This is a genomic window from Photorhabdus australis DSM 17609 (assembly GCF_000711895.1).
Lineage (GTDB): Bacteria > Pseudomonadota > Gammaproteobacteria > Enterobacterales > Enterobacteriaceae > Photorhabdus > Photorhabdus australis.
Genome location: NZ_JONO01000044.1, coordinates 22,054 through 43,888, shown reverse-complemented (window position 1 = coordinate 43,888; position 21,835 = coordinate 22,054). Strand labels below are relative to the sequence as shown.

Genomic DNA, 21,835 nt, shown 5'->3' with positions numbered 1-21,835 from the left:
GACATCAAGAGTGCTGAAGCCTTTTTTAAGACTTCGTTTTCCATTTCAAGGCGTTGGAGCTTCTTTTTCAGTTCGCGGATTTCAATTTGCTCCGACGTGATGGGCGAGGCTTTGGGGGATTTTCCTTGCCGTTCCTGCTTTAACTGATGAACCCATCGCCCTAGAGAGGATGAGCTGACATTCATGGCTCTGGCCGCTTCGGCAATATTGTCGTTTTGGTCAAGCACTAACTGCGCTGACTCCAATTTAAACTCGGGGCTGAAACTTCTTTTCATTATGTCACCTGTTGAATTGTCGAAGTAAGAATATTACCTCTATGACGGTGACCAAAATCATTGAACCACATCAAAATTAGTTTCTTGAACTGATATAAATTGGGTAGTGAAATTAATTTCAGTTAAGGTTAGCTCGTTATGATAACTTTCTTGAAGAATATTGATAAATCCTTATTGAGCGGGTTGTTGGCAGGATATAATTAGTCTGATTTCGGGTTTTAAGATAGCCAAAAATTTTCGAGCTCTTATTATCGTTATTGTGGTTCTGAATCCAAATTATTTTTATTAATTTAAGTGATCAAACGCTATAAGAAATTAATCACAGTCTGTTACGATTTTAATTACTGCTTTAAGAATGACGCCATATCACTGATAGTCATGTTTCCTATATATCATAGACACATGGTTTCAAACCAGGCATTAAGAAATGCCATCAATTTGCGGATAAATGAGCACTTTTGTGCATTCCTAACATTTTTAGCATTCACAGGTGTATTTATATTTTGACTAGTAGTAGCGTCTGGAGCCAACAGACACAGGATTAATCCTTTTTAAGACTCTTTTGGTTTTTCCGTCTTATTTTTACAATTTACACTGAATGAAGATTCGTGATGTTTTTTGCTAAATTCAAAAAAAGTGTATCCTGATAGTGTATAACTATGTCATAACATTGTGTTTATTATCCTAAATTCTACTAATTTTAAATTGTCTTAAAATATGAAGAAAAAACGCCCTATTTTACAAGATGTGGCCGATCGTGTTGGTGTGACGAAAATGACAGTAAGTCGTTTTTTGCGTAATCCTGATCAGGTTTCTGAGCAATTGAGAAAGAAAATAGCTGATGCGTTGGATGAGCTAGGTTATATCCCAAACCGAGTGCCTGATATCCTTTCTAATTCTACCAGCTATGCTATTGGTATTTTGTTACCTTCATTGACTAACCAGGTTTTTGCGGAAGTTATCCGCGGCATTGAATATGTGACAGATCGTAATGGGTATCAGACCATGTTAGCTCATTATGGATATTTGCCAGAGAAAGAGGAAGAGCGTCTGGTTTCTTTACTTTCTTATAATGTTGATGGCCTGATTCTTTCTGAACGTACTCATACTCCACGAACCTTAAGAATGTTGGAAACGGCTGGTATTCCTGTTGTTGAATTGATGGATTGTGTTTCCCCTTGTTTTGATACAGCAGTTGGTATTGATAACTTTGAAGCAGCTCGGCAGATGACAATGGCAATGATTGAGCGAGGTTGTCAGCAAGTTATTTATCTTGGGGCAAGGCAGGATGAGAGGACAATTATTCGTCTGGAAGGTTATGAAGTTGCTATGAAAAGTGCGGGTTTAAAGCCCGGCAAGGTGATGACACCAAAAAGTTCTTCTTACACATTGGGGGGACAGTTACTGAATGAAGCCCGAACAAAATATCCTGATGTGGATGGTTTATTCTGTACTAACGATGACCTTGCTATTGGAGCAATTTTTGAGTGCCAACGTCAGGGGATTGCTGTACCGCACGATATTGCAATAGCTGGTTTCCATGGTCACGATGTTGGTCAGGTTATGACACCAAAACTTGCTAGTGTGCTAACACCTCGTGATTTAATGGGGCGGAGAGCTGCTGAATTATTGATGGCACGTTTGAAAGGAGAACATTTTCCGCAGAAAATGGTTGATATTGGCTTTGAAATATCACTAGGAGAAAGTATTTAGTTGATCTATTAATTTCATATTTTTTAAATTTATTTGGGATAATCATCACATTTTTATTTTATGAAGATTCTGTGTTGTTGCGGATCTTGTTTCTACTTCTGATAATGTTACCGATAACAGTTACCGGTAACATTTTGCGGGTAAAGGATCCGTGCTTAAGGAGTTTATATGAGAGGTACCCATCATCCGAATCATGTTTTTGTGCTTATGGGGGTATCCGGCAGTGGTAAATCTGCTGTTGCTAATGCTGTGGCCTATCAATTGGATATCGCTTTTTTAGATGGCGATTTTTTACATCCAAGATCTAATATTAATAAGATGGCAGAAGGACATGCATTGAATGATGAAGATCGTAAACCTTGGTTGAGATCACTGAATGATGCGGTTTTTGCTATGCAACGCACAAATCTGGTTTCTCTGATTGTTTGTTCTGCTTTAAAAAAGCATTACCGGGATATGCTGCGTGATAATAATCAGAATCTGTCATTTCTTTATATGAAAGGCGATTTTGATTTAATTGAAAGTCGGTTGAAAGCACGTAAAGATCATTTTTTTAAACCTCAAATGTTGATATCTCAATTTGAGGCATTAGAAGAACCAGACAGTGATGAAAAGGATGTTTACCCGATTGATATTAGATTGTCTCTAGATGAAGTGATTAATCACTCGATAAAAATAATTAATAGCATCATTTCAGGGGAAAAATAATGAATACTTTAACTTTAGTCCTGACAGCAGTTGGCTCTGTTCTCTTACTGCTATTTTTGGTGATGAAGGTAAGAATACACGCTTTTGTGGCATTAATATTGGTTTCTATGGGGGCTGGTGTTTTTTCTGGTATGTCGTTGAATAAAATTACCGAAACAATGCAAGAAGGAATGGGAGGAACATTAGGCTTTCTGGCAATTGTTGTTGCACTGGGTGCCATGTTTGGTAAGGTTTTACACGAAACAGGTGCTCTGGATCAGATTGCGGTTAAATTACTAAATAGTTTTGGTGAAAAACGTGCTCATTATTCATTGGGAATAGCTGGCTTGGTTTGTGCCCTGCCACTATTTTTTGATGTAGCAATTGTTTTACTGATTGGTGTGGCATTTGCAGTAGCACGCCGTACTGGCGGTAACGTAGTGAAATTGGTTATTCCTCTGTTTGCTGGTGTTGCAGCTGCTGCGGCATTTCTGTTACCTGGCCCGGTTCCGATGTTATTAGCTTCACAGATGAATGCCGATTTTGGCTGGATGATCCTGATTGGTCTTAGTGCGTCAATTCCCGGGATGTTACTGGCTGGCCCGATTTTTGGTAGTTTTATCAGTAAATACGTTACTTTGGATTTACCTGCTGATATAAAAGAGCCAAGCCTTGGTCAAGGTAAAATGCCATCTTTTGGTCTGAGTCTATCGTTGGTTTTGTTTCCCTTGGCTTTGGTTGGAGCAAAGGCTGTTGGTGAGCGCTTTGTTGTACAATGTTCTGAATTGTACCAATGGCTTGAATTTATCGGTCATCCATTTTCGGCGATTCTGATTGCTTGCTTGGTCGCCATTTATGGCTTGGCAATTCGCCGTGGGATGAGTAAAGAAAAAGTGATGGATATTTGCTCTTCGGCTATTCAACCGGCTGGAATTATTTTGTTGGTTACTGGAGCAGGTGGAGTCTTCAAACAAGTGTTGGTGGATTCTGGTGTTGGCCCAGCTTTGGGGAATTCATTGATTGATGCGGGTCTGCCAATTGCGTTAGCATGCTTTATTCTTGCTAGTACGGTTCGTGTTATTCAAGGATCTGCAACTGTGGCTTGTTTGACAACGGTTGGCCTGGTTATGCCAGTTGTTGAGGTATTGGGATATTCTGGAGCTCAGCTTGCGGCTCTTTCAATCTGTATTGCGGGTGGATCTCTGGTATTGAGCCATGTTAATGATTCAGGTTTTTGGTTATTCGGTAAATTTACTGGCGCAACAGAATCCCAGACACTGAAAACCTGGTCAATTATGGAAACCATCCTTGGAACAACAGGTGCTGTTGTTGGGATGATTTTTTTTGCTGTGATGTAATTCCTCTGTCATCTTAATTAACCAAAATTCAAAGCACTCTTTGATGGCGTTGAATAATGTCGCCTCCTATGAAGGCGGAAGATAAGTCAGCTACGCAGATAATTAATAAAACCAGAATTGTGTTCTCATTAATGGATGGTGATTGCTTCATTGATGGTTAATATACTCCCATATAATTTAAGCAAAATTTCATCGTTACTATTGCCCAAGAACGTCTATTAATTGTTTATATAAAGCTTTCGCACTGCGCTCATAACCTGCGGCTGAAAGGTGAACATAATCTGGCCGCGCAAGGTTTTGTTGCGCCCAGCTCTTAATTGAACATTCGCCACCCATATATTCACGCCAGTTCCAGAATAGTGTGTGCTGCTCTTTGGCGACTTCCTGTTGAATATGGATGACATCATTCAACATTGTGGGTTGTTGTGTTGTACAGCTTGTGGCTTGGCCATTTTTTAAGGAGTCACTCGGACCGATGATAAGAATAGCTGCTTGTGGCAACTGATGGCGAATCTGTTTTATCTTGGTTGTCAATTGTTGGCGATAATCAGATAAATCCAACGAATTATTAAAAGCGGCATTTGTGCCATAAGCGAGGATTATCATATCAGGGTGCATTTGAGCTAAAGTATTAATCCATTGTGGCTGCCATTTATCCATCATATTAATAGTCGCACCATTGATACCTAAAGCGGATAATATAACACCTGGTTGTTTACGTTTGATAAACCAGCCGCCTAATTTCAACTGGTTATCTTGTGTTGCCATAATATTAACTGGGAATTTGACGGTTTTTTCAGAAGAAAACTGCCATTGACCGCGGGTTGCCGGTAATTTAAGGATTTGTTTGGTTGCAGACTGAACTAGAATCTGAGAATCAGCAGGTGTCTGATATAACAATTTGAGTTGATAGTGAGTATAGGATGGTACAAATAGCTTTAAAACCAGTTTGCTTGTTTCGCTATCAGGCTCTGCAATTGCACCTCCGAGAGGGAAATCAGGTCGGTTATCTTTGCGGCTGGTAGTCAGTTCCCATTGCTGTTTATCACTCGTTATACCAATCATGGCGCTACGTTGTCCGGGAATGTTTATTGGGCTGACAAAACCGATACCGGCATCGCCGAAACGTTGTTGTAACAAGGCTCGGAGTTTGCCAGTGAAAAAATCTGCGGCAGTATGGGAATCACCTATCTGAATAAAATGCAGTTGATTATGCTGGCTGTTGTGAAGTTTATTTGCGAGTAAGGCTAGATTCGGTTCACCAAAGTCGGTTAACTGTTGGCTCATTTTCATTGAATGTTGTGTTAGCAAATGTTCTGGCCTTTGCTTATGGCATGATATCAAGCTTAAAGAGAGTATGATGACCAGGCCAGTACTAACAGACTGGTATCGCTTGTGAAGTTTTTTAAGCATTCCCATTTTGTTTGGCTGGTTCCTGAATGAATTTAATTAATGAAAATATGTTGTCTGAAATAGCTTGCTGACCTTTCAAGCTAAAGTGTATCCCATCACCGCTTCTGAGTTTAATTTTATTGCTATTATCACCAATATAATCAGAATAATCATCCGCATGATATTGAAAGATATTATTAACGGAAACATATATTTCTCCGGCTTTCGCTACTTCTGATTGATATAATGAGCTCAGATATTTCATACTGGTAGAAAGTTTTTTCTGTCGCATATTTGGAGGGCCAACCCAGATAACATCAGCGCCATAGTGACGAGCTTCAGTAAGGATCATATTAATACGCTGGCGGTAGAGGTTTTCCCAATCAGCGCTGGCAAATTTTAGATAGATACGCCCATGTTCTGGTGGCATATCCCAAGGATCATTGGGTCCCAGAAAGATAATAACCAGCTTGATATCGTGGTTGGTTTCCAGTGTCTTGTTGATAGTTGCTGGCCAATTAAAGAAACTGGGGTAAGCAAGCCCAGTACTTTGTTTGCTGAGATTAATACTTGAAATACCGTAATCCTGAAAGAGCCGACGTTTCAGATGAGGGGCAATACCTTGCATCATTGAATCTCCGGCAAAAAGTACCTTATCCTTAGCTGTAAGAGCCACATTGGTTTTGGCGATAACGATACTGGATTGACTATGGTGTATTGATGAACTGACAGAATCAGCATGGAGGGATTTTTGTAATAACGCTGGGAAAGTTGCAGATGAATTTGTAACAGGAGAGATATAACCATTTAAGAATCGTAGTCCGATCTGAAAATCTTTAGGAAGCGTAATACTGGATTCCTGAGCAGTTTGCTGATGATCGTCACTGTTACTGGTGGTGGTGTGTAATATGAAAGCTTCCCCCGCAGCCAGAACACCTTGTTCCAGGTTATCTCCAAAATCCCAGAGTGGATTACCTTGTAAGGTTGCCCAAAGGCTTTGCTGGTGGTATTTCTGTTGCCAGAATCTATCCAGTGAACGGTGATTCAACCAGATTAATAGTAGGCTGGTTAACACTATGATAAGAGTGACTTGCCCAGCTGTTTTTAGATTGGATTTGAACTCAGAAATTGGCATAGATAAAACCTGGCATTCCTTGTGGTGAAAGCATAAATACCAAAGTTAGAATGATAGCTAATGGTATTGGGTAGTATGTCCATGGAATATGGAAATGGATTTTTTCAATCGCTGTTTTCAGGTTAATAAGTTTCGGATAAATAATAAAGAGCCCCCAGAACATCATCAGTAACCAACCGTTAGTTGTGATTGAGTGGAATAAATCTGATGATATTAATTGATTTAATAATGTCAGGGCATCATCCAGAGTAGGACAACGGAAGAAAACCCATGCCAGACAAACAAAGTGGAAAGTGATTACTCTGGATAAAAATGAAGTGATTGGGTTTTTAGGTGTATTCTTGTTTTTTTTATCTGTTGGAGAAAACAATTGATCTTTAATGTTTAGGATGAATAATCCTAATCCATGAATCGCGCCCCAAATGATAAAGTTAATTCCGGCACCATGCCATAAACCAGAGATTACCATAGCGGCAAACAAATTAAGATTTTTACGTAGAAACCCTTTTTTATTACCACCAAAAGGAATATAGACGTAATCACGGATAAACTCAGATAAACTGATATGCCAGCGGCGCCAGAAAGTTTGTAAATTTTCAGCCAGATAAGGGGCATTAAAGTTTTGAGGAACTCTGAATCCGAGTAGTAACGCTAATCCGGTAACTAAGTTGGTATAACCGGAAAAATTGAAATAGATGTGCCAGGCATAAGCATAAATACCTACCAGGATTTTTCCTGCATCGTAGCCGGTGGGGTCATCAAAAATTGGATTGACATAATTTTCAGACAAATAAGAGCTAAACAGGAATAGTTTTGTGATTGCTAATACAATCAGTAATATGGCCCTTGATGGCTCAATAATTATTCTTGATGAAATCTGAATTTGAGGCAGGAAATCTTTAGCTCGGTTTATTGGCCCGGCAACAATACTTGGGAAAAAACAGAGGTATAAAACGACATCAGGGAATGATGCCCGTGGAATTTCATTTCTGCCAACAGAAACGACATAGCTAACAGAATGGAATGCATAAAAAGATAAACCCAGAGGTACGAGCAATGTTAGTACAGGTAAATCTATGGATAAACCAAATTGGGCAAATGCTTGTTGGAGACTTTCTTGAAAGAAAGAATAATATTTGAATACAGTAAAACACCCTAGAATACCTATTGTCAGGATAGTAAATGTGATGTAGTTGGATAGGTATTTACTGATTATGTTTGTTAAGAGATAAATGAATAATGTATAGCTAAATAGGATGCCAGCAAAAAGTGGATTAAAAGAAAAGACAAACAAATAACTTGCCATTATCAGTAAATAGTTTTGTATTTTTGCACTTTTTTGTAACATCCAATACAAGAGAAAGAAGGCAACAAAGGACCCGAGAAACTCAAAAGAAAAGAAATTCATATTAAACTCTGGCTAATCATTTCATCGCGATTATAGGGCAATTTGAGTGATATTATAATACTTAACTTAAACATTCTATCAATGAGTAAGACAAGCTAGTGGATATTGAGGAAATCAGCCGTTCCATATTTTGTTATGAAATGGCTGATATTGGTAGTTAGAACAATATATACTCAAGATACTTCAAAGTGCATGTTTGAAAAACGATTATGTTTTTGAATTTAAATGTTTTTATGTCTGACGGCTCAAGCATCTTGAAGTTCATTCGGTATATTCGGATTTATACCCGGTTGACTCTTTGTTGGCTGCGTTCACTTACCCCAGTCACATAGTTATCTATGCTCCTGGGGATGCGTTCACTTGCCGTCGCGATCCATCTTGAAATCCATAGGGTATATACTGATAGGATTTTTAGTTATGTTCGTTTTTAGCTAACTTTTGCGCCTGAGTGATAAGCCCTTTGTTGCTGTTAAAGACTTTATGCAAGTAGCTGTTGTAAGTAGAACCTAGTTGTGAATATCCTTCAAGATTATCAATCAGTTTGCTGGTATTCAGTGATGTTTGCAGGCTTCTCTGTTTAGCGCGTGAAACACGCAATGATTCATAAGCGTTATGGGTATTTATGTTCCGCATATAAGCTTCGACAGAATCATTTATAGTCGGATAGGAAGAATAGCCTTTTATCTTACCTTGCGTTCTCTTACAACTGTTGCCACAACGCATACCGAACAGATTGTTGTTTTGCTGTGCAAGCTTAGAGGTTCCCCAGCCAGATTCTGTTGCAGCCTGAGTAGCAACAAAATGGGTTGGGATGATATCAACTCGGCTTAGTAGCTTGTTCCAATTAACTTTTTTAGGTGAGCTGCTACAGCTCACGTTGTAGTTTTTGCAAATTTGTTGCAGGCGCTTGATATCCTGAGTGGACCAACGTTTGACATCCTGATGTTTCAGTAGCCATTCCCGTTCCTGCATAATTTGTTGATTGTGTTTATCAATCACTGGGACAACAACATTTAAAAACGCTTTCTTACGTGGGGTGCCTGAAGGGTATTTTCGCAAATCTGGCAAACTGCTTTGTATGCCATTGTGAGAATACTCTATGCTTTTAGCGGTACTAGTTGATGCCTGGCCAAAAGCGGAAAACAACAGTGAAATAAAGAAAGCGAAGATGGCGGTTGTCCTCATCGTTCGAGAGGGCATTGCTTTTCCTCGTTTGCTCTGAATAAAAAACAAGCTAATGCTAGCAAAATAAATCCAGCATAGCCAGAGTTATTAATAATTCATAAGAACTTTTTCTGTATTAAAATTGATATGTTATTGATGTATCCTATTTTTTTATCAAATTATAGTTTGGTTGTGTATTATTTTTATACAAAATAATATCTGTCTAGTTTGATTTATATATAAAATATAATAATGTTTTTTTGTTTTTTTTCACGCTTGAGATGCTTTTTCCGGGAAGAAGAAGATCGATAAACCGGTTGAATATCTACAGTTATTGGATTTGGTTTGGTTTCATTTATCTGTAATATTGCCAATTGTAAGAATACTGCTGCGAGTAATAAACTAATTGATATTAATATTGCTGTTATAAGAATAAGTATCATTTTCATAAACAGATAACCTGTCACCGATATATAGTTTTTCTCTGTGAATTCGAATTGAATTTTGCCGATCAGGCTTGAGCTGATTTTGTGATATCTCTATTGTCATTGATGTGGTGCAGGGTATTCGATATTATTATAAATGTTAAGTTCAAATAAGTAACAAAGTGTTAATATCTTCTACTTTTAATTATATTATAAGAAAATAATTAAAACAGGTATGAAAAAATAAATGTTTTTCAATGTTTTTGTTTTTTTTAAATATAAGAATTCAACTTTAAAAATTGATGTCAACGATGTTTTTTTGATTTCTTTATATTTATTTGATAATGATTTAATTAATTTTTCATGTTTGTATGTTATTTTTGAGCATGTCGTTATCTAATTTTTTATTATTCTTTTAAATTTATTGTTATATTTATATTGTTGATTTTATTGATTATTTGTTTGTGTGTCTGATTGGTTTTTTCTATGAAAATAATGTTTTTATATTGTGGTTTGTATCGTGTTAATTGCTGGTTTATATTGTTGGAAATATCTTTATTATGATTTTTTATATTTTAATAATATGATTTGGCATGGTTGTTATATTGTTTTTCTAAATTTTATTGATAAATCTGAATATGTTGTTTTATATGTTTTATAGAATTGTATTATTCTATGAAAGAATTAAATCAATGTTAGTGATTGTTGAAGTCCAGGATTATCATTGTGTTACGTTGGTTCATAGTCAGTGATAAATGTAAATGGCTTTGTATTTAGAAACACTTTATTACATATTGTTACTTATTGATACATAAAATTTCGGTTCGAACAAGAAAAAGGAGGGGCATTTCCTTTGCCACCTGATTACTTGATTACCCAATTAATTGTATTCAAAGTTCAGAACAGAGGTTGCTTTGAGTTCCCCTGTCATGATGTTTTTAGGGTCATAAACGTAATAGTAAGCATTAAGATCAATGGCAAAACGTTTATCCATAGCATTGCCAGCATTTTGGCTGAATAACAGAGTTGCACCTTGGGAAGATGTTTGTGAGGTACTGAATATTATTGGTGTTGAATTACCCGGCTGAGAAACTCGGATACCAACGCCTTTCGCTGCCCCTGCTTTGTTATCGATTAAAGTTCGGTTATCGTTTGGTAACAGATTATTACTGCTGAGGTAGGCTTTAACTGAGCGAGAAGTTTTACCATTAAGGAGAAAATTACATTCAAAGTTGAGTGTAAAAGGGGTCTCTCCTTTATTTGTTCCGCTAAGTAGTGTAGCTCGGCTAATTTTTGGCAGGTTCACTGTTAATCCTGCATTTGAGAAATTACAAGTTGTATCATGACGATTAAAAATCATGGTAACGGGTTGGTAATAAATATCTTCAGAATGAGTGGGCCATACCCAGGTTAGAATAAAAGTCAGGAAATCTGTAGCAAAACGGAGAATAGCGTCAAAAAGCCCTATGTTGGTGGTATCCATTGCTATTACAGCTGTCTTTAATGTTGCAGTATCGCCGGAAAAAACGTGAATATTACTACCACCAGGTCTACCGTTTAATAACTTGGCATTAAGTGTAAATTGGGCTTGTAACCTACTGGCAGGGAATGTCGTGTTACTGTTCCCCAGATTAATATTGTTACTGGGAGAGAGATTAGTAATAATGATTTCCACATAGTCTTTACCCCCATTGAATCCCAAAACAACTTTGTTTTTGGTAAACGGCGAGCCGTTAGCAACAGAGTTTTGCTTCCATAATGTATTTGTTGTGCATTTAAAATAGCCAGAATACCGGGTATTCAGTTGCCAGCTTGCATTACTGCTCAGATAGAGGCGATCTGTCATATTGACAATAATTTCTGGTGCAGTTATTGCAACACTGGGTTGACAGTTTGCATAAACTATATTGCTACTCAGGCTGATTAGGGCCGCCAGATACAATGACTTAAGTTTCATTATCTTCTCCCTTAACGGCAAATATTGGCGGTTGAGTTCATTTCAGGCTTAGGATCGTTTATTACACAGTCTTTTTCACCTGTTTGATCAATGCGGACATAAATTTGTTGTGGCAATTTTTCGACTCGTAAGAAAACCATACTACCCTGACCAACATATCCAAGGCTGTTGCTTTCTGAATCGACAATTTCAGTGCCGAAGGGTAAAGGTTTACCATCGGCCCGAGTGGAGTAGAAAATGAAAGTCTTCCGCTGGTCTGTTTTAAATCCGATGTGAGTAATAGCACCAGAATATGGTGCAACATCCCTGATGTTACCGATAAGTTCAGCCGCATTTTCCGGTACTTCACTGGTATCTAGCATGATGGCGTTTTTACGATAAGGGGAAAGATAAGGTATCAATAATTTACCGCTGCTGTTCGTCACCATGCTTTTATCGCCATTCACAGAAGCGTTAGCTGTGCCCGGCGCGTCAATGATTGCAAAGGTTTCTCCGATCTGATTAGCGGCCAGAATGCCACCTTGATAAGCGACTAAACTACCTGTCGCACCAAGTCCCATCTGACGATAATCCCTGGACTGGCTATAAGAACTACTCAATGTGGAAACGGATGTTTTATAGGTCAGATTTGCACTGGTTGTTGTAGAACCGCTTTTCTGATCTGAAATGTTAAGGTGGTAATTCAGACGGTTGTGTTGGTCCGCGCTGCCACTTAATCCCAAATCGCTGTTGTTGTAGTGACTATCATTGAGTGAGATATTACTGGTCAGATAGGCAGGGTAATCGAACAATTCAAAAGGAACAGACAGCATCAGATAGTAACGTTGTTCCTCTTTACTTTCGGTTTCATTGATATTGTACCGAACACGGCTTGCTGTCAGGGTATAATTGACTTTGCCCAGGCTGTTGGAATACCCCATTTGATATTCCCTACTTTTATTCTGCGTTCCCCAGTAATCGCGTAATGTTCCTGAAAGAAAAAGCGAACCCGCACCACTACCAAGATTCTGGTTTAAATTAATATTGAAGGTATTTTTCTGATGAGAGTAGTGTTGTCGGTCATATCCGTTACTTATCCAGTCATGAAGATTAATGGTGTCGATTAGGTTCAGATAGTTTTTAGTTGAATAGCGATAAGCAGCCAGAGAAAAATTTGTTCTTGTTTGTGGAATATAGCGGCTATAAGCCGCTTTATAACTCTGGCCTTTCATCGTTGGGCTGTTGTCAAATTTGGCGTTGGATTGTGAAATATCAATTGAGACCGCGCCAATCGGTAGGTTAAATCCACTTCCTAATAGCAATGAGTAATAGTTTTTACTGATGATGGCCCCTGTATAGCCCGTAAGGATATTATTAAACCCATATTGATAGCTGGCTTGAAAAAAGTTGGGTTTATAGAGACTGTTGGCAATTTGGGTTTTACCTGCACTAATATCATATTTGCTAAGACCTTCTTTCATCATATTAGGGACAGATGAAAAGGGAACAGTAAAGCTGTTGTTGCGTCCATCTGCTTCTGTGACTTCGACAAATAAGTCGCCGCCAGAACCTGTTGGTAAAATAGTATCAATAGCAAAAGGCCCTGGTGGTACATTACCCTGATAAATAATAACGTTATTCTGAGAGATTTTTACCAAGGCGTTAGTCTGTGCAACTCCCCGGACAATAGGGGAAAATCCTTGCCAGGCATCGGGATACATGCGCATATCTGTTTTCAGATTGATACCTCGAAAGCGGAAAGAATCGAACAAATCGCTTGATGTATAGCTGTCACCGATGCGCAGTTCTGAATTAATTGATGAAATTCCTCGTTGCAGATAACGGGTATTATTATTCCATTTACTGCCATTTGAACGTGTGTAGTGATAAGAGGATTGATCACGTAATTGCCAACCAAACAGATTCAAGCCGCTATTCAGTGACACATAAGCATTATCTTCATTTTCATCGTCACTGTTCTGTTTATTCCTGTTCTGAGTATGGTAGTAGTTGGCATTATAGGAGAACATAGCTCCCGGGATACCTCTGTCCCAGAATGCGGGATCGATATAGCCTTTTAGTTCATTTTGGATATAAGCTTGAGGGACAACCAAATATAAGCTGAGTTTAGGAACATCAAGGTTAGCGGTTCCTTTATGTATTACTTTAGTAATAAGAGTTTCATCTTGAGATAAATTTGATTCTGATAATTGGTTCTTGTCAATTTTTATGCCTAACCTTGGTAGATCTTCATTGAGTAAGTAGATATCTTTGCCATCGTTCTGGATATGAATATCAAATCGTCCTTTCCAGTCATTATTTAGGTAGATATCAATATCGTAACGGCCTGCTGGTAATTCGGAACTGGAATAAAATCGGGACAAATCTGCTTTTGCAGATTCGCCAACCAGAAAACTAGTATTAAATGTTGTGGCATAACATAAGCAATCTGTATACAGGGTAGTGATTATTATCAGAGTCAACGAGCTAACTTTTTCTTTTATCATGTTCTAAGCTATGCCAGTAATATCACTATTGAAGTGATAAAGTTAATTTATTTATAGCACCAAAATCGTCAACAATAGCCAGAGTTAATTTGTCTCCGGTTTTTACTCTTTCATTGGTACTGAATGAATGAGAAGAGAGTGGTTTAATGATTGTTCCCTCGTTTAATAAGTTAGGTTGTGTGGCGGAAGATTTGAGACCAACGACATTCAGGAAATAGGGTGATGAATTCTCCAATTTTAGTTGGTTGCCATCGTGTTTTAATACAATATGTTGCTCGATTTGTTTAGGTGAAATAGAGAGTTTTTCAGGCCGGTAGAAAAATTTTATCCGGGTACGAATCGCAATCTGCATGACATTTCTATCGGCAATATTTTCTGCAATGGGTGGAATATCTAGAACATTTAAATAAAACAGTGATTCCCGATCTATGGGCAGGTTGCTGTTAGTGTGCTTAATTCTGAGTTGTTGACCATTATTGCCATCAATTTTAACGACTGGGGGTGTGAGCAGAAAAGGTACTTTAGCTGTTTCAGGTGTTGAGTTAGGATCGCCATCATCTATCCAGGATTGTACCAGTGAGGGTTGATCTCCTACATTTAATAATTGAACAGATGCCTCTTTATTACCGGCTGGATAAATAATACGGGTTGTATTAATAACGATGTTAGCATCTGAAGGTAAAGCCGTTACTGCTAATAATGTAGCTAAAAATAATTTTTTCATAATGTTATTTTTGTCAAAGTAAATAAGCCTATTTGGATAAATAGGCTTTATTTATAGTGGTAAATAATTATAGATAAGTAACGTGATAAGTAACCCTCGTGACTACTTTACCTGGGTCTGCTTCAGCAGTGCCTACTTTATAATATTTTGCATAGAAATCAACAATTTCACGTTCTTTGCTAGAACCTTTGATTCCTGTATCAAAAGTTTTATTCAGCATAATCGGGGTACTTTCTTCTTGGTGTTTAACAATAGCAATACCTACGTTTTTTGGTTGGCCATCTGCTTTAAGCTCTTCGTTGATCAGGTATTTACCATCGTTAGAAATAGAGTTTGCTGATGAAAACTGGATTTTTAACATAGAAGTTGCTGGATCAAAACCAGTAGCTTTGGTGTGGCAGTTAGAAAACTCAAGTGAAAATGCTTTCTTACCAGCATCAATTAAACCTTCCTTTTGTCCGGCTTGAGAGATTGAGATAGGTTCCAATATAATCGATAGATTCGCTGAAACACCACCGTTAATAGTACAAGTGGCATCAGTAACTGCACCAGTGAAATGTAATGTTCCACCGGAAACATTCTCGATGGCAACAGCAGAGCTTGTAGCAAAAATAAGTGCGGTGGCAGTGGATAAAGCTAGTTTATTCATTTTTCCTCTCCAGGAGTGGGGGTATCTTTAAGTGGCCTTATCAGGGTGGTGAAGATAGGGGCCCTGAATCCCCTGACGCATTAAAAAGATTTAAAAGTGATGCTTATGACCATCTATAAAATTAATTTTATTTTATGAATTTAAAATAAAAATCAATATATTATATGATCGGAAATAATTTAGTGACTTAAACCAGATTGAATAAATTTAATTATTTATGATGTAAGCTATTATTTTATCTGCTTAGATAAAACTGATATTTTTACACATATTTATAACTTCGAAGCGTATATTATAGACGATTAAATGTATTTAAGGAGGTTTTTTTGTTATTTAAATTAAATTAAGAGAATATGTCTGTATTGTTGGTAAAAATAGGAAAAATACTCAAATGGTGAGCATTTTATAGAATTATTGTCTAAATTGATTTGTTTTTATGAGTTTTATTTCTGTTGATGCTTGTTTTGTAGATTAATGTTTTTTTTGATTTCTTAATTCGTTTTTTTATGTGGTTCAATATTAATTATTTTATATCAATGAGTTATTATTTTTTTGTCTTTGTAAATATTTCAATACAATTTTTTTATTCTTGGAAATAATATCTTGGTAATGTTGTTGTTTTTTTATGATTTGATTTTATCGTGGTTAATATAGTTTGGTTTTATTATGGGGTAAATTAAGTTAATATTATGGTGCAATATTATGGGAATGGTAAATAATAATTGATGATAGTTAGGGGGAATTATTAATTGAGAAATAGTATTCTAAGATATTTTCATTGGTAACATATGAATCAATGATTTTCCTGCTGCTTTTTCGCTTTTTCTGCCAGTTGTGGAAAATCAGTCACGCTCCAGTAGATTTTTGGTACAGGAAGTTCTTTCATTTGGCGGTTAGGCCACAATTGTAATTCTGCCAACTCGGCTAATATATAGCCGGAATATTGTTGTGGTAGCGTCAGCCTGAGTGGATGCTGTCGTTCTGTCGGGACCATGTTAGGCATACGATTGCTGTGAGTATGGAAATCACGTTGCAGGATTAAGCGTTTATCAGGTATACGGCGTTTGCTGTCCCACCAGATACCATCAACCTGTTCAAACATTTTCCGCGTTTCATCAGGGGATACGGCTTCCAGTTCACGTAGTGCAGGAGGCAGAATAGCTTGCATTGATAGGCGGTATTGTTTCATTGACGGTACTTGCCCTGCCAGTATCAACGAGAGGGAAAGACGAGCGCCTAATAGATTAGAGTAGAGGTCTTCAGGAGAGAATGCAGAGACTTTTTCAGAAAATCCGGGTACAGACTGATAGCCATACCATTGGGCGATTTCATGCCATGCAGCCAGTTCAAATGCTAATTTTACGGCTAGATAAGCACTTAGGGTATAACGTTGTTCTATCGTTGCTGGTGGTGTGAAGGGATAGAATTGGATACGGCGTGATGCTAATTCATTGCTGAGTTCTATTTTCCACTCTTCTCCAAGACGGGGCCAGATTTGACTGAATAGAAAAACTGCATTATCAGCGGTATCCCGCACATGGGAAATATCAATGAATCCACTCCGGCGGGTATATATCATCCCCACTTTTTCATTACTGATCCCTGTTAATGAAGCAACAGTACCAAAAAAGCTGTTGTTATAATTATGTGCCCCAAGATTATCGGCATCTAACACATTACTGATTTGGTAAAAAGGTACTGGAATGGTCAGTAATTCCGTTTTTAAATTATAGCCAAAAGCACAGCAAGCTCTTAATCCTTCAGGAGAGGGAATTGGAGTAAGAACCGGCCATGCTCGAGTTGCTTCGGCGGTTGTTTCACTATTTAAGTCAGGTTGTACTGGTGCAATTGGAGAAAATGTTCCCTGGCATCCTGCAACTAACATTAAAACAGCAATCCATAAACGCAATTTCAAAACGCCTCTCCTACCTGGAAATAAAATCCATTGCTTTTTTTACCAATACCAAAATCCAGTCTTACATTCATTTTGGGTTTGAATTCAAAACGATAGCCAATGCCAACGGTGGGCAGCCAGTTTTCTGCGCCAATATCTTCGGCGTAATGGCTAAGGGTGCCAGCCCCAGCCCACAAGACGAATCCGTGTCGCCAGTTCAATTTGCGCCGATATTCCAATTGAGTGCTAATAACATTTTTATCCCGGTATCTGCCTTCATAATATCCGCGCATCCGATGACTATTACCTAACGTTGACAGCATATTCCAGGGCACTTGGCCATCAGTAAAACGACCGTAGCTATCAAACGCTAATACGGATTTTTCATTTAATTGATAATAGTGACGGTATTGTATATCTACGGTGTTAAACCGGCGGTCGCTACCTAATGCCGGGGAAAAATGGGTATAGGTAATATCAAAAACGTGTCCCTGATGAGCGTTAGGTAGAAAATCCCGAGTGTCGTAGCTGAAATAGGCACTGACACCAGAACTCAATATGGACCGCCCATCGTTTTCTGCGGCGAAAAGCTTTTTGGCTCCGTTATTGGGGTTTTTAGCGTGTAATGATGAAAAATTCCAGCCAGCACCTAAATAGGTAGAATCGGCGACTCGATAGAGAATTCTGGGTTGTAAGTGTAGTTCCTGTGAGCGATATTTTTCTTTGCGATCATCTACCTTACCTGCTTGATATCCCGTTCCCCAGTAATAGGTGGGAACATTGTTCAATGTACCGGAAAGAAAAAAACGCCATTGATCATTAGCAAAAAAACTGTAGTTATCAAATGTGAAACCAAAAGCGCCGGTTGAAGAGGTAAATCCATTCAAGGAAAGGGAAGAAGTTTGGCTGGTATGGTCATGATCATCTGGCCGATAAAGACCAACGACAGCAATACCAAGTCCAGCACCTAATTCTGGGGTATAAAAAGGGCCGGGTAAAACACCCCAGTCAATGGTTTTACTGCTGTCATAGGTATTACTGCCGCCTAATTGTTCAAGCCAGTGATCAATTTTTTCCCTGCTGAGTGGTATTTGACCATACGAGAAATTAGAAATGAAAAGGCTGACTATAGCCAGCCAATATAAAGTACAGCGGATGTTCATTTAAAAACGGAACTCTCCTGAAATATAGCAGCTATTACGTTTGTTAAAGCCAACTTCAGTTAGCAGATTGAAATTACGTGTGATTTCCAGCCTTGTGCCGACGGTATTATTCCAGCGAGCGGAAACGTGCTGTTTTACTTTGAATTTCATATCAGGATCGTTGAATTCCTTTACCAGTCTGGCAAATGCAGGTGGTAAATCGAGGTTGCTGATATTGCCTTTAAATTCTTGAGTAATTTTTTGGTACATGCCGCCGGTCCATACCTGAAATTTGGTGTTACCTTGTCCAGGGATGATTGGTTGGAATATAAATTCATAGCCCACCCGTGGAGTGACGACCAAGGCGCTGATTTTACCGTCCAGAACATCCAGATTAGTGTGGGTATAGTTAGTGTCAAGTGTACCGAAAAACTGATCGTAGCCCCCTGCCAGAGTAAAACCGCCACCATAGGTTTTACCCTTAAAATCCAGTTCGAATGGAATGTCTTTCATGCCAGGAAAGGTGACACCGTCAAAATAAATACCTTCGATGTTGGTTTTTGACGAGCCTTTTGTCCAACCATAAACACCGTAAACATTTAGAAAAGGCAGAACCCAGGTGTCCAGCTTAAGCATATGTGATTCATTCTTTTCTCTGGTTTTACCTGCCTGGATATCCAGAGCTTCTCCAGTTTCTGGGTTTTTCGGCATAATGATTTTTATGTCGTCTACAACGATATTCTGTCGCATATTCATATAGCCGTAACTGGCGCCAAAAGGTTCCGGCAGGTCATAACCTTTAGCTCTGGCCTCGTCACCCCAAATAGGCAGTATTCGTGATTCTTGCTTATTCGGTTTTCTGGATAAACTACCATCAGCAGTGACTTGATTTCCACCGGATTGGCTGACAGAAAGAGAAAGAATAGGGCGGTCATCTGCATAGCTATAAGGAATTGCCAGACAGGATGAAATGACAGCTAACTTACTAATATCAGAAAATTTCACGTCAAAAAATTTCATAATAGAAAGCTCGGTTCTGCGAGTAAGAAAATTTAAGGTTTAGATATCCCCTTTATCTTCCAAGTTGCTATTTTCACTTGCCGCTGCACTGCAACTTGAAATCTATTGGGTATATGTCCCATCGTAATATTCGAAGCGCAACAGACCCGGCAAATTATCATAAGTTTTATTAATGATAAGTATCATAAAATGCTGAAAAGTATAATTTTACTGTTTATCTAATGATCTATTTTGTTTTTTCCGGGCAAAGATAAGAGAAACATGGTTATTATTCCACCTATTAGTCCCCAGAATGCAGCACCTACGCCAAGTAGAGTGACACCGGAAGCAGTGATCAAAAATGTGATTATTGCTGCGTCCCGTTGTTTTTCATTCTGTAGCGCTTGTAACAGGCTGCCGGAAATTGTTCCAAGTAATGCTAATCCGGCAATAACATGAATGAGGGCAGCTGGTAGGGCGCTAAATAACATACTGATTGAACCACCGAACAGGCCCGCTATCAGGTAAAACACACCCGCTATGACAGCGGCCATATAACGGCGATTCGGATCAGCGTGGATTTCCGGACTCATACAAATTGCCGCTGTTATGGCGGCAATACAGACAGAAAAACCACCAAAAGGTGACAAGATCAGTGAAATAAGCGCTGTCCAGCTTATTAATGATGAAACAGAAACCGGATACCCTGAGGCTTTTAGTGTAGCAATGCCGGGGGCGTTTTGAGACGCCATTGTAACGATAAAAAATGGGATACCGACACTCAATAGCGAAGAGAGTGTGAAATTGGGTGCAATAAATTCAGGGGTAGCAAACGCGGTTGTGGATTGTTGTTCAAAGTGAATATTTCCCTGTAAAGCCGCAATTATCAGCCCTGATAATAGCGTTAAGATGATGGCATAGCGGGATAAATATCTGCGTGTCAAAAGATAAGTCAAACACATTCCGGCAGTCAGTACGAAGTTGACTGAAAACGAGGAAAAGGCATCTAAACCAAAGCGTAGCAGAATACCGGCTAACATAGCTGCGGAGAGTGCTTGTGGAATGTAGTTCATCAACCGGGCAAACAGGCCGGTGATACCACATAGCAAAATCAGCGCGGAAGCAAAGATGAAGATACCAATGGCTTCGTTGATTGATGTTCCTGGTAGTGTTGTTACCAGTAGTGCGGCGCCCGGTGTTGACCATGCGGTCAGGACGGGTGTGCGGTAATAAAGCGATAGTCCCAGGGAACTGATACCCATCCCAAGTCCGAGCATGCTTAGCCAGCCACCGATTTGTAGGGTTGTTGCCCCTGCGGCTTCAGCGGCCTGAAAGATAATGGCTGCGGAACTGGTATATCCAACCAGAACAGCGACGAACCCAGCTGCGATTGCAGGAAAAGAGAGGTCACGCAAGGAGATTGCATGGCGCATAGTTGTCTCCATTTTTGATTATTTTGATTGAAAGCATCTGGTTTTGTTTGTAATTTGACCAGAATTCAGTGCAAAACACATTTATCTGTAGTGAGCTTTGCCGTACAAACTTTGATGATAATATAACGGTGGAACCTGCCTGAATTTCAAGTAATTTACTATGATCAAAGACAAATAAGTCATGATGAATGGCTTGCGAAAGATTTGAAGCTAAAAATAACTATATTCTATAATTAATTCTTATACTTATTATGGAGCCTGCCCAATGGAAAACTTTGTTCGTCCTGTTCTAACATTACCGGATAACGCGGAACGGTTATTATTGCACTCTTGTTGTGCTCCTTGCTCTGGTGAAGTGATGGAAGCTTTACATGCCTCTGGAATTGATTACACCGTCTTTTTCTACAATCCTAATATTCATCCCAAACGGGAATATTTAATTCGCAAAGAAGAAAATATCCGCTTTGCGGAACTACATAACGTGCCATTTGTTGACGCAGATTATGATAGTGACAACTGGTTCGAACGCGCCAAAGGCATGGAGTGGGAGCCAGAAAGAGGTGTTCGTTGCACTATGTGTTTTGACATGCGTTTTGAACGCACCGCTTTGTATGCTTATGAAAATAACTTCAGCGTTATTTCAAGTTCTCTGGGTATTTCTCGTTGGAAAAATATGCAGCAAATAAATGATTGCGGAAAACGCGCTGCAAGCCAATATCCGGGGGTTCAATACTGGGATTACAACTGGCGTAAGCAAGGTGGTTCGGCTCGGATGATTGAAATCAGTAAACGGGAAAGATTTTATCAGCAGGAATATTGTGGTTGTATCTATTCATTGCGTGACAGCAATGAGCACCGTAAGTCTCAGGGGCGAGATATTATCAGAATTGGTGTTAAATATTATGGCGATGATGATACAGAAGGCGCTTGTTAAGTTTTTCATTTAATAGGTTGAGGGGGGATTTTCCCCCCTGAATTTATGGTCATGACACGA

18 protein-coding genes are annotated in these 21,835 nt (G+C 38.7%); 4 read left to right on the top strand and 14 right to left on the bottom strand.

Translation table 11 applies throughout. The annotated features are described in order from the left end of the window. Nucleotides 1–278 (bottom strand): IS3 family transposase (locus BO26_RS13430; protein ID WP_072023263.1); only part of this gene is annotated, 278 nt, incomplete at its 3' end. Between the two features lie 714 nt (nt 279–992). On the opposite strand from BO26_RS13430, the gene gntR reads away from it, so the two are divergent. The 3 genes from gntR (at nt 993) to gntU (ending at nt 4,033) form a co-directional block, all read left to right on the top strand. Continuing rightward, the gene (gene gntR / locus BO26_RS13425; protein WP_036772134.1) at nt 993–1,988 is read left to right on the top strand and encodes a gluconate operon transcriptional repressor GntR; all 996 of its coding nucleotides are present in this window, start codon (nt 993–995) and stop codon (nt 1,986–1,988) included. A gap of 168 nt (nt 1,989–2,156) precedes the next feature. Continuing rightward, nucleotides 2,157–2,696, top strand: coding sequence for a gluconokinase (gene gntK, locus BO26_RS13420; RefSeq protein ID WP_036772132.1), 540 nt, complete (start codon nt 2,157–2,159; stop codon nt 2,694–2,696). Continuing rightward, a complete protein-coding gene (gene gntU / locus BO26_RS13415) occupies nt 2,696–4,033 on the top strand; it encodes a gluconate transporter (RefSeq protein ID WP_036772130.1) in 1,338 nt (445 codons plus the stop codon). The genes gntK and gntU overlap by 1 nt, the downstream gene beginning before the upstream one ends. 198 nt (nt 4,034–4,231) lie before the next feature. Here the strand turns inward: gntU and BO26_RS13410 are convergent, their stop codons facing one another. The 13 genes from BO26_RS13410 to BO26_RS13350 all read right to left on the bottom strand — a co-directional run bounded on the left by BO26_RS13410 (nt 4,232) and on the right by BO26_RS13350 (nt 20,841). Further along, complete coding sequence (locus tag BO26_RS13410; protein ID WP_036772128.1) at nt 4,232–5,452, bottom strand: SGNH/GDSL hydrolase family protein; 1,221 nt, start codon at nt 5,450–5,452, stop codon at nt 4,232–4,234. Next, nucleotides 5,439–6,560, bottom strand: coding sequence for an SGNH/GDSL hydrolase family protein (locus BO26_RS13405; RefSeq protein ID WP_036772127.1), 1,122 nt, complete (start codon nt 6,558–6,560; stop codon nt 5,439–5,441). Before BO26_RS13405 ends, BO26_RS13410 begins: the two co-directional genes overlap by 14 nt. Then, nucleotides 6,547–7,968: an MBOAT family O-acyltransferase gene (locus tag BO26_RS13400; protein ID WP_036772126.1), complete on the bottom strand. Its 1,422-nt coding sequence runs from the start codon at nt 7,966–7,968 to the stop codon at nt 6,547–6,549. Before BO26_RS13400 ends, BO26_RS13405 begins: the two co-directional genes overlap by 14 nt. Nucleotides 7,969–8,379: 411 nt before the next feature. Further along, nucleotides 8,380–9,168, bottom strand: a complete 789-nt coding sequence (locus BO26_RS13395) for a protein bax (RefSeq protein ID WP_036772123.1) — start codon at nt 9,166–9,168, stop codon at nt 8,380–8,382. Nucleotides 9,169–9,365: 197 nt separating this feature from the next. Continuing rightward, on the bottom strand, nt 9,366–9,581 hold the full coding sequence (locus BO26_RS24115) for a hypothetical protein (protein ID WP_036772122.1): 216 nt from the start codon (nt 9,579–9,581) through the stop codon (nt 9,366–9,368). 856 nt (nt 9,582–10,437) lie between these two features. Beyond that, on the bottom strand, nt 10,438–11,514 hold the full coding sequence (locus tag BO26_RS13385) for a fimbrial protein (protein WP_036772121.1): 1,077 nt from the start codon (nt 11,512–11,514) through the stop codon (nt 10,438–10,440). A gap of 11 nt (nt 11,515–11,525) precedes the next feature. Then, the gene (locus tag BO26_RS13380) at nt 11,526–14,000 is read right to left on the bottom strand and encodes a fimbria/pilus outer membrane usher protein (RefSeq protein WP_036772120.1); all 2,475 of its coding nucleotides are present in this window, start codon (nt 13,998–14,000) and stop codon (nt 11,526–11,528) included. 25 nt (nt 14,001–14,025) lie between these two features. Beyond that, nucleotides 14,026–14,724 carry a fimbrial biogenesis chaperone gene (locus tag BO26_RS13375; RefSeq protein WP_036772118.1) on the bottom strand — a complete coding sequence of 233 codons (699 nt, stop codon included), beginning with the start codon at nt 14,722–14,724 and terminating at the stop codon, nt 14,026–14,028. 67 nt (nt 14,725–14,791) lie between these two features. Next, the gene (locus BO26_RS13370) at nt 14,792–15,373 is read right to left on the bottom strand and encodes a fimbrial protein (protein WP_036772117.1); all 582 of its coding nucleotides are present in this window, start codon (nt 15,371–15,373) and stop codon (nt 14,792–14,794) included. A gap of 793 nt (nt 15,374–16,166) precedes the next feature. Next, the gene (locus tag BO26_RS13365) at nt 16,167–17,288 is read right to left on the bottom strand and encodes a DUF4056 domain-containing protein (RefSeq protein ID WP_036772113.1); all 1,122 of its coding nucleotides are present in this window, start codon (nt 17,286–17,288) and stop codon (nt 16,167–16,169) included. After that, a complete protein-coding gene (locus BO26_RS13360) occupies nt 17,285–18,430 on the bottom strand; it encodes a BamA/TamA family outer membrane protein (protein WP_036772110.1) in 1,146 nt (381 codons plus the stop codon). Before BO26_RS13360 ends, BO26_RS13365 begins: the two co-directional genes overlap by 4 nt. Next, a complete protein-coding gene (locus tag BO26_RS13355; RefSeq protein ID WP_036772140.1) occupies nt 18,431–19,414 on the bottom strand; it encodes a hypothetical protein in 984 nt (327 codons plus the stop codon). A gap of 233 nt (nt 19,415–19,647) precedes the next feature. Next, entirely contained in the window at nt 19,648–20,841 is a 1,194-nt protein-coding gene (locus tag BO26_RS13350; RefSeq protein WP_036772108.1) for a benzoate/H(+) symporter BenE family transporter, read from the bottom strand. A gap of 265 nt (nt 20,842–21,106) precedes the next feature. Here BO26_RS13350 and BO26_RS13345 point away from each other — a divergent pair, with 265 nt between their 5' ends. Beyond that, entirely contained in the window at nt 21,107–21,775 is a 669-nt protein-coding gene (locus BO26_RS13345) for an epoxyqueuosine reductase QueH (RefSeq protein WP_036772107.1), read from the top strand. Nucleotides 21,776–21,835: the final 60 nt, after the last annotated feature.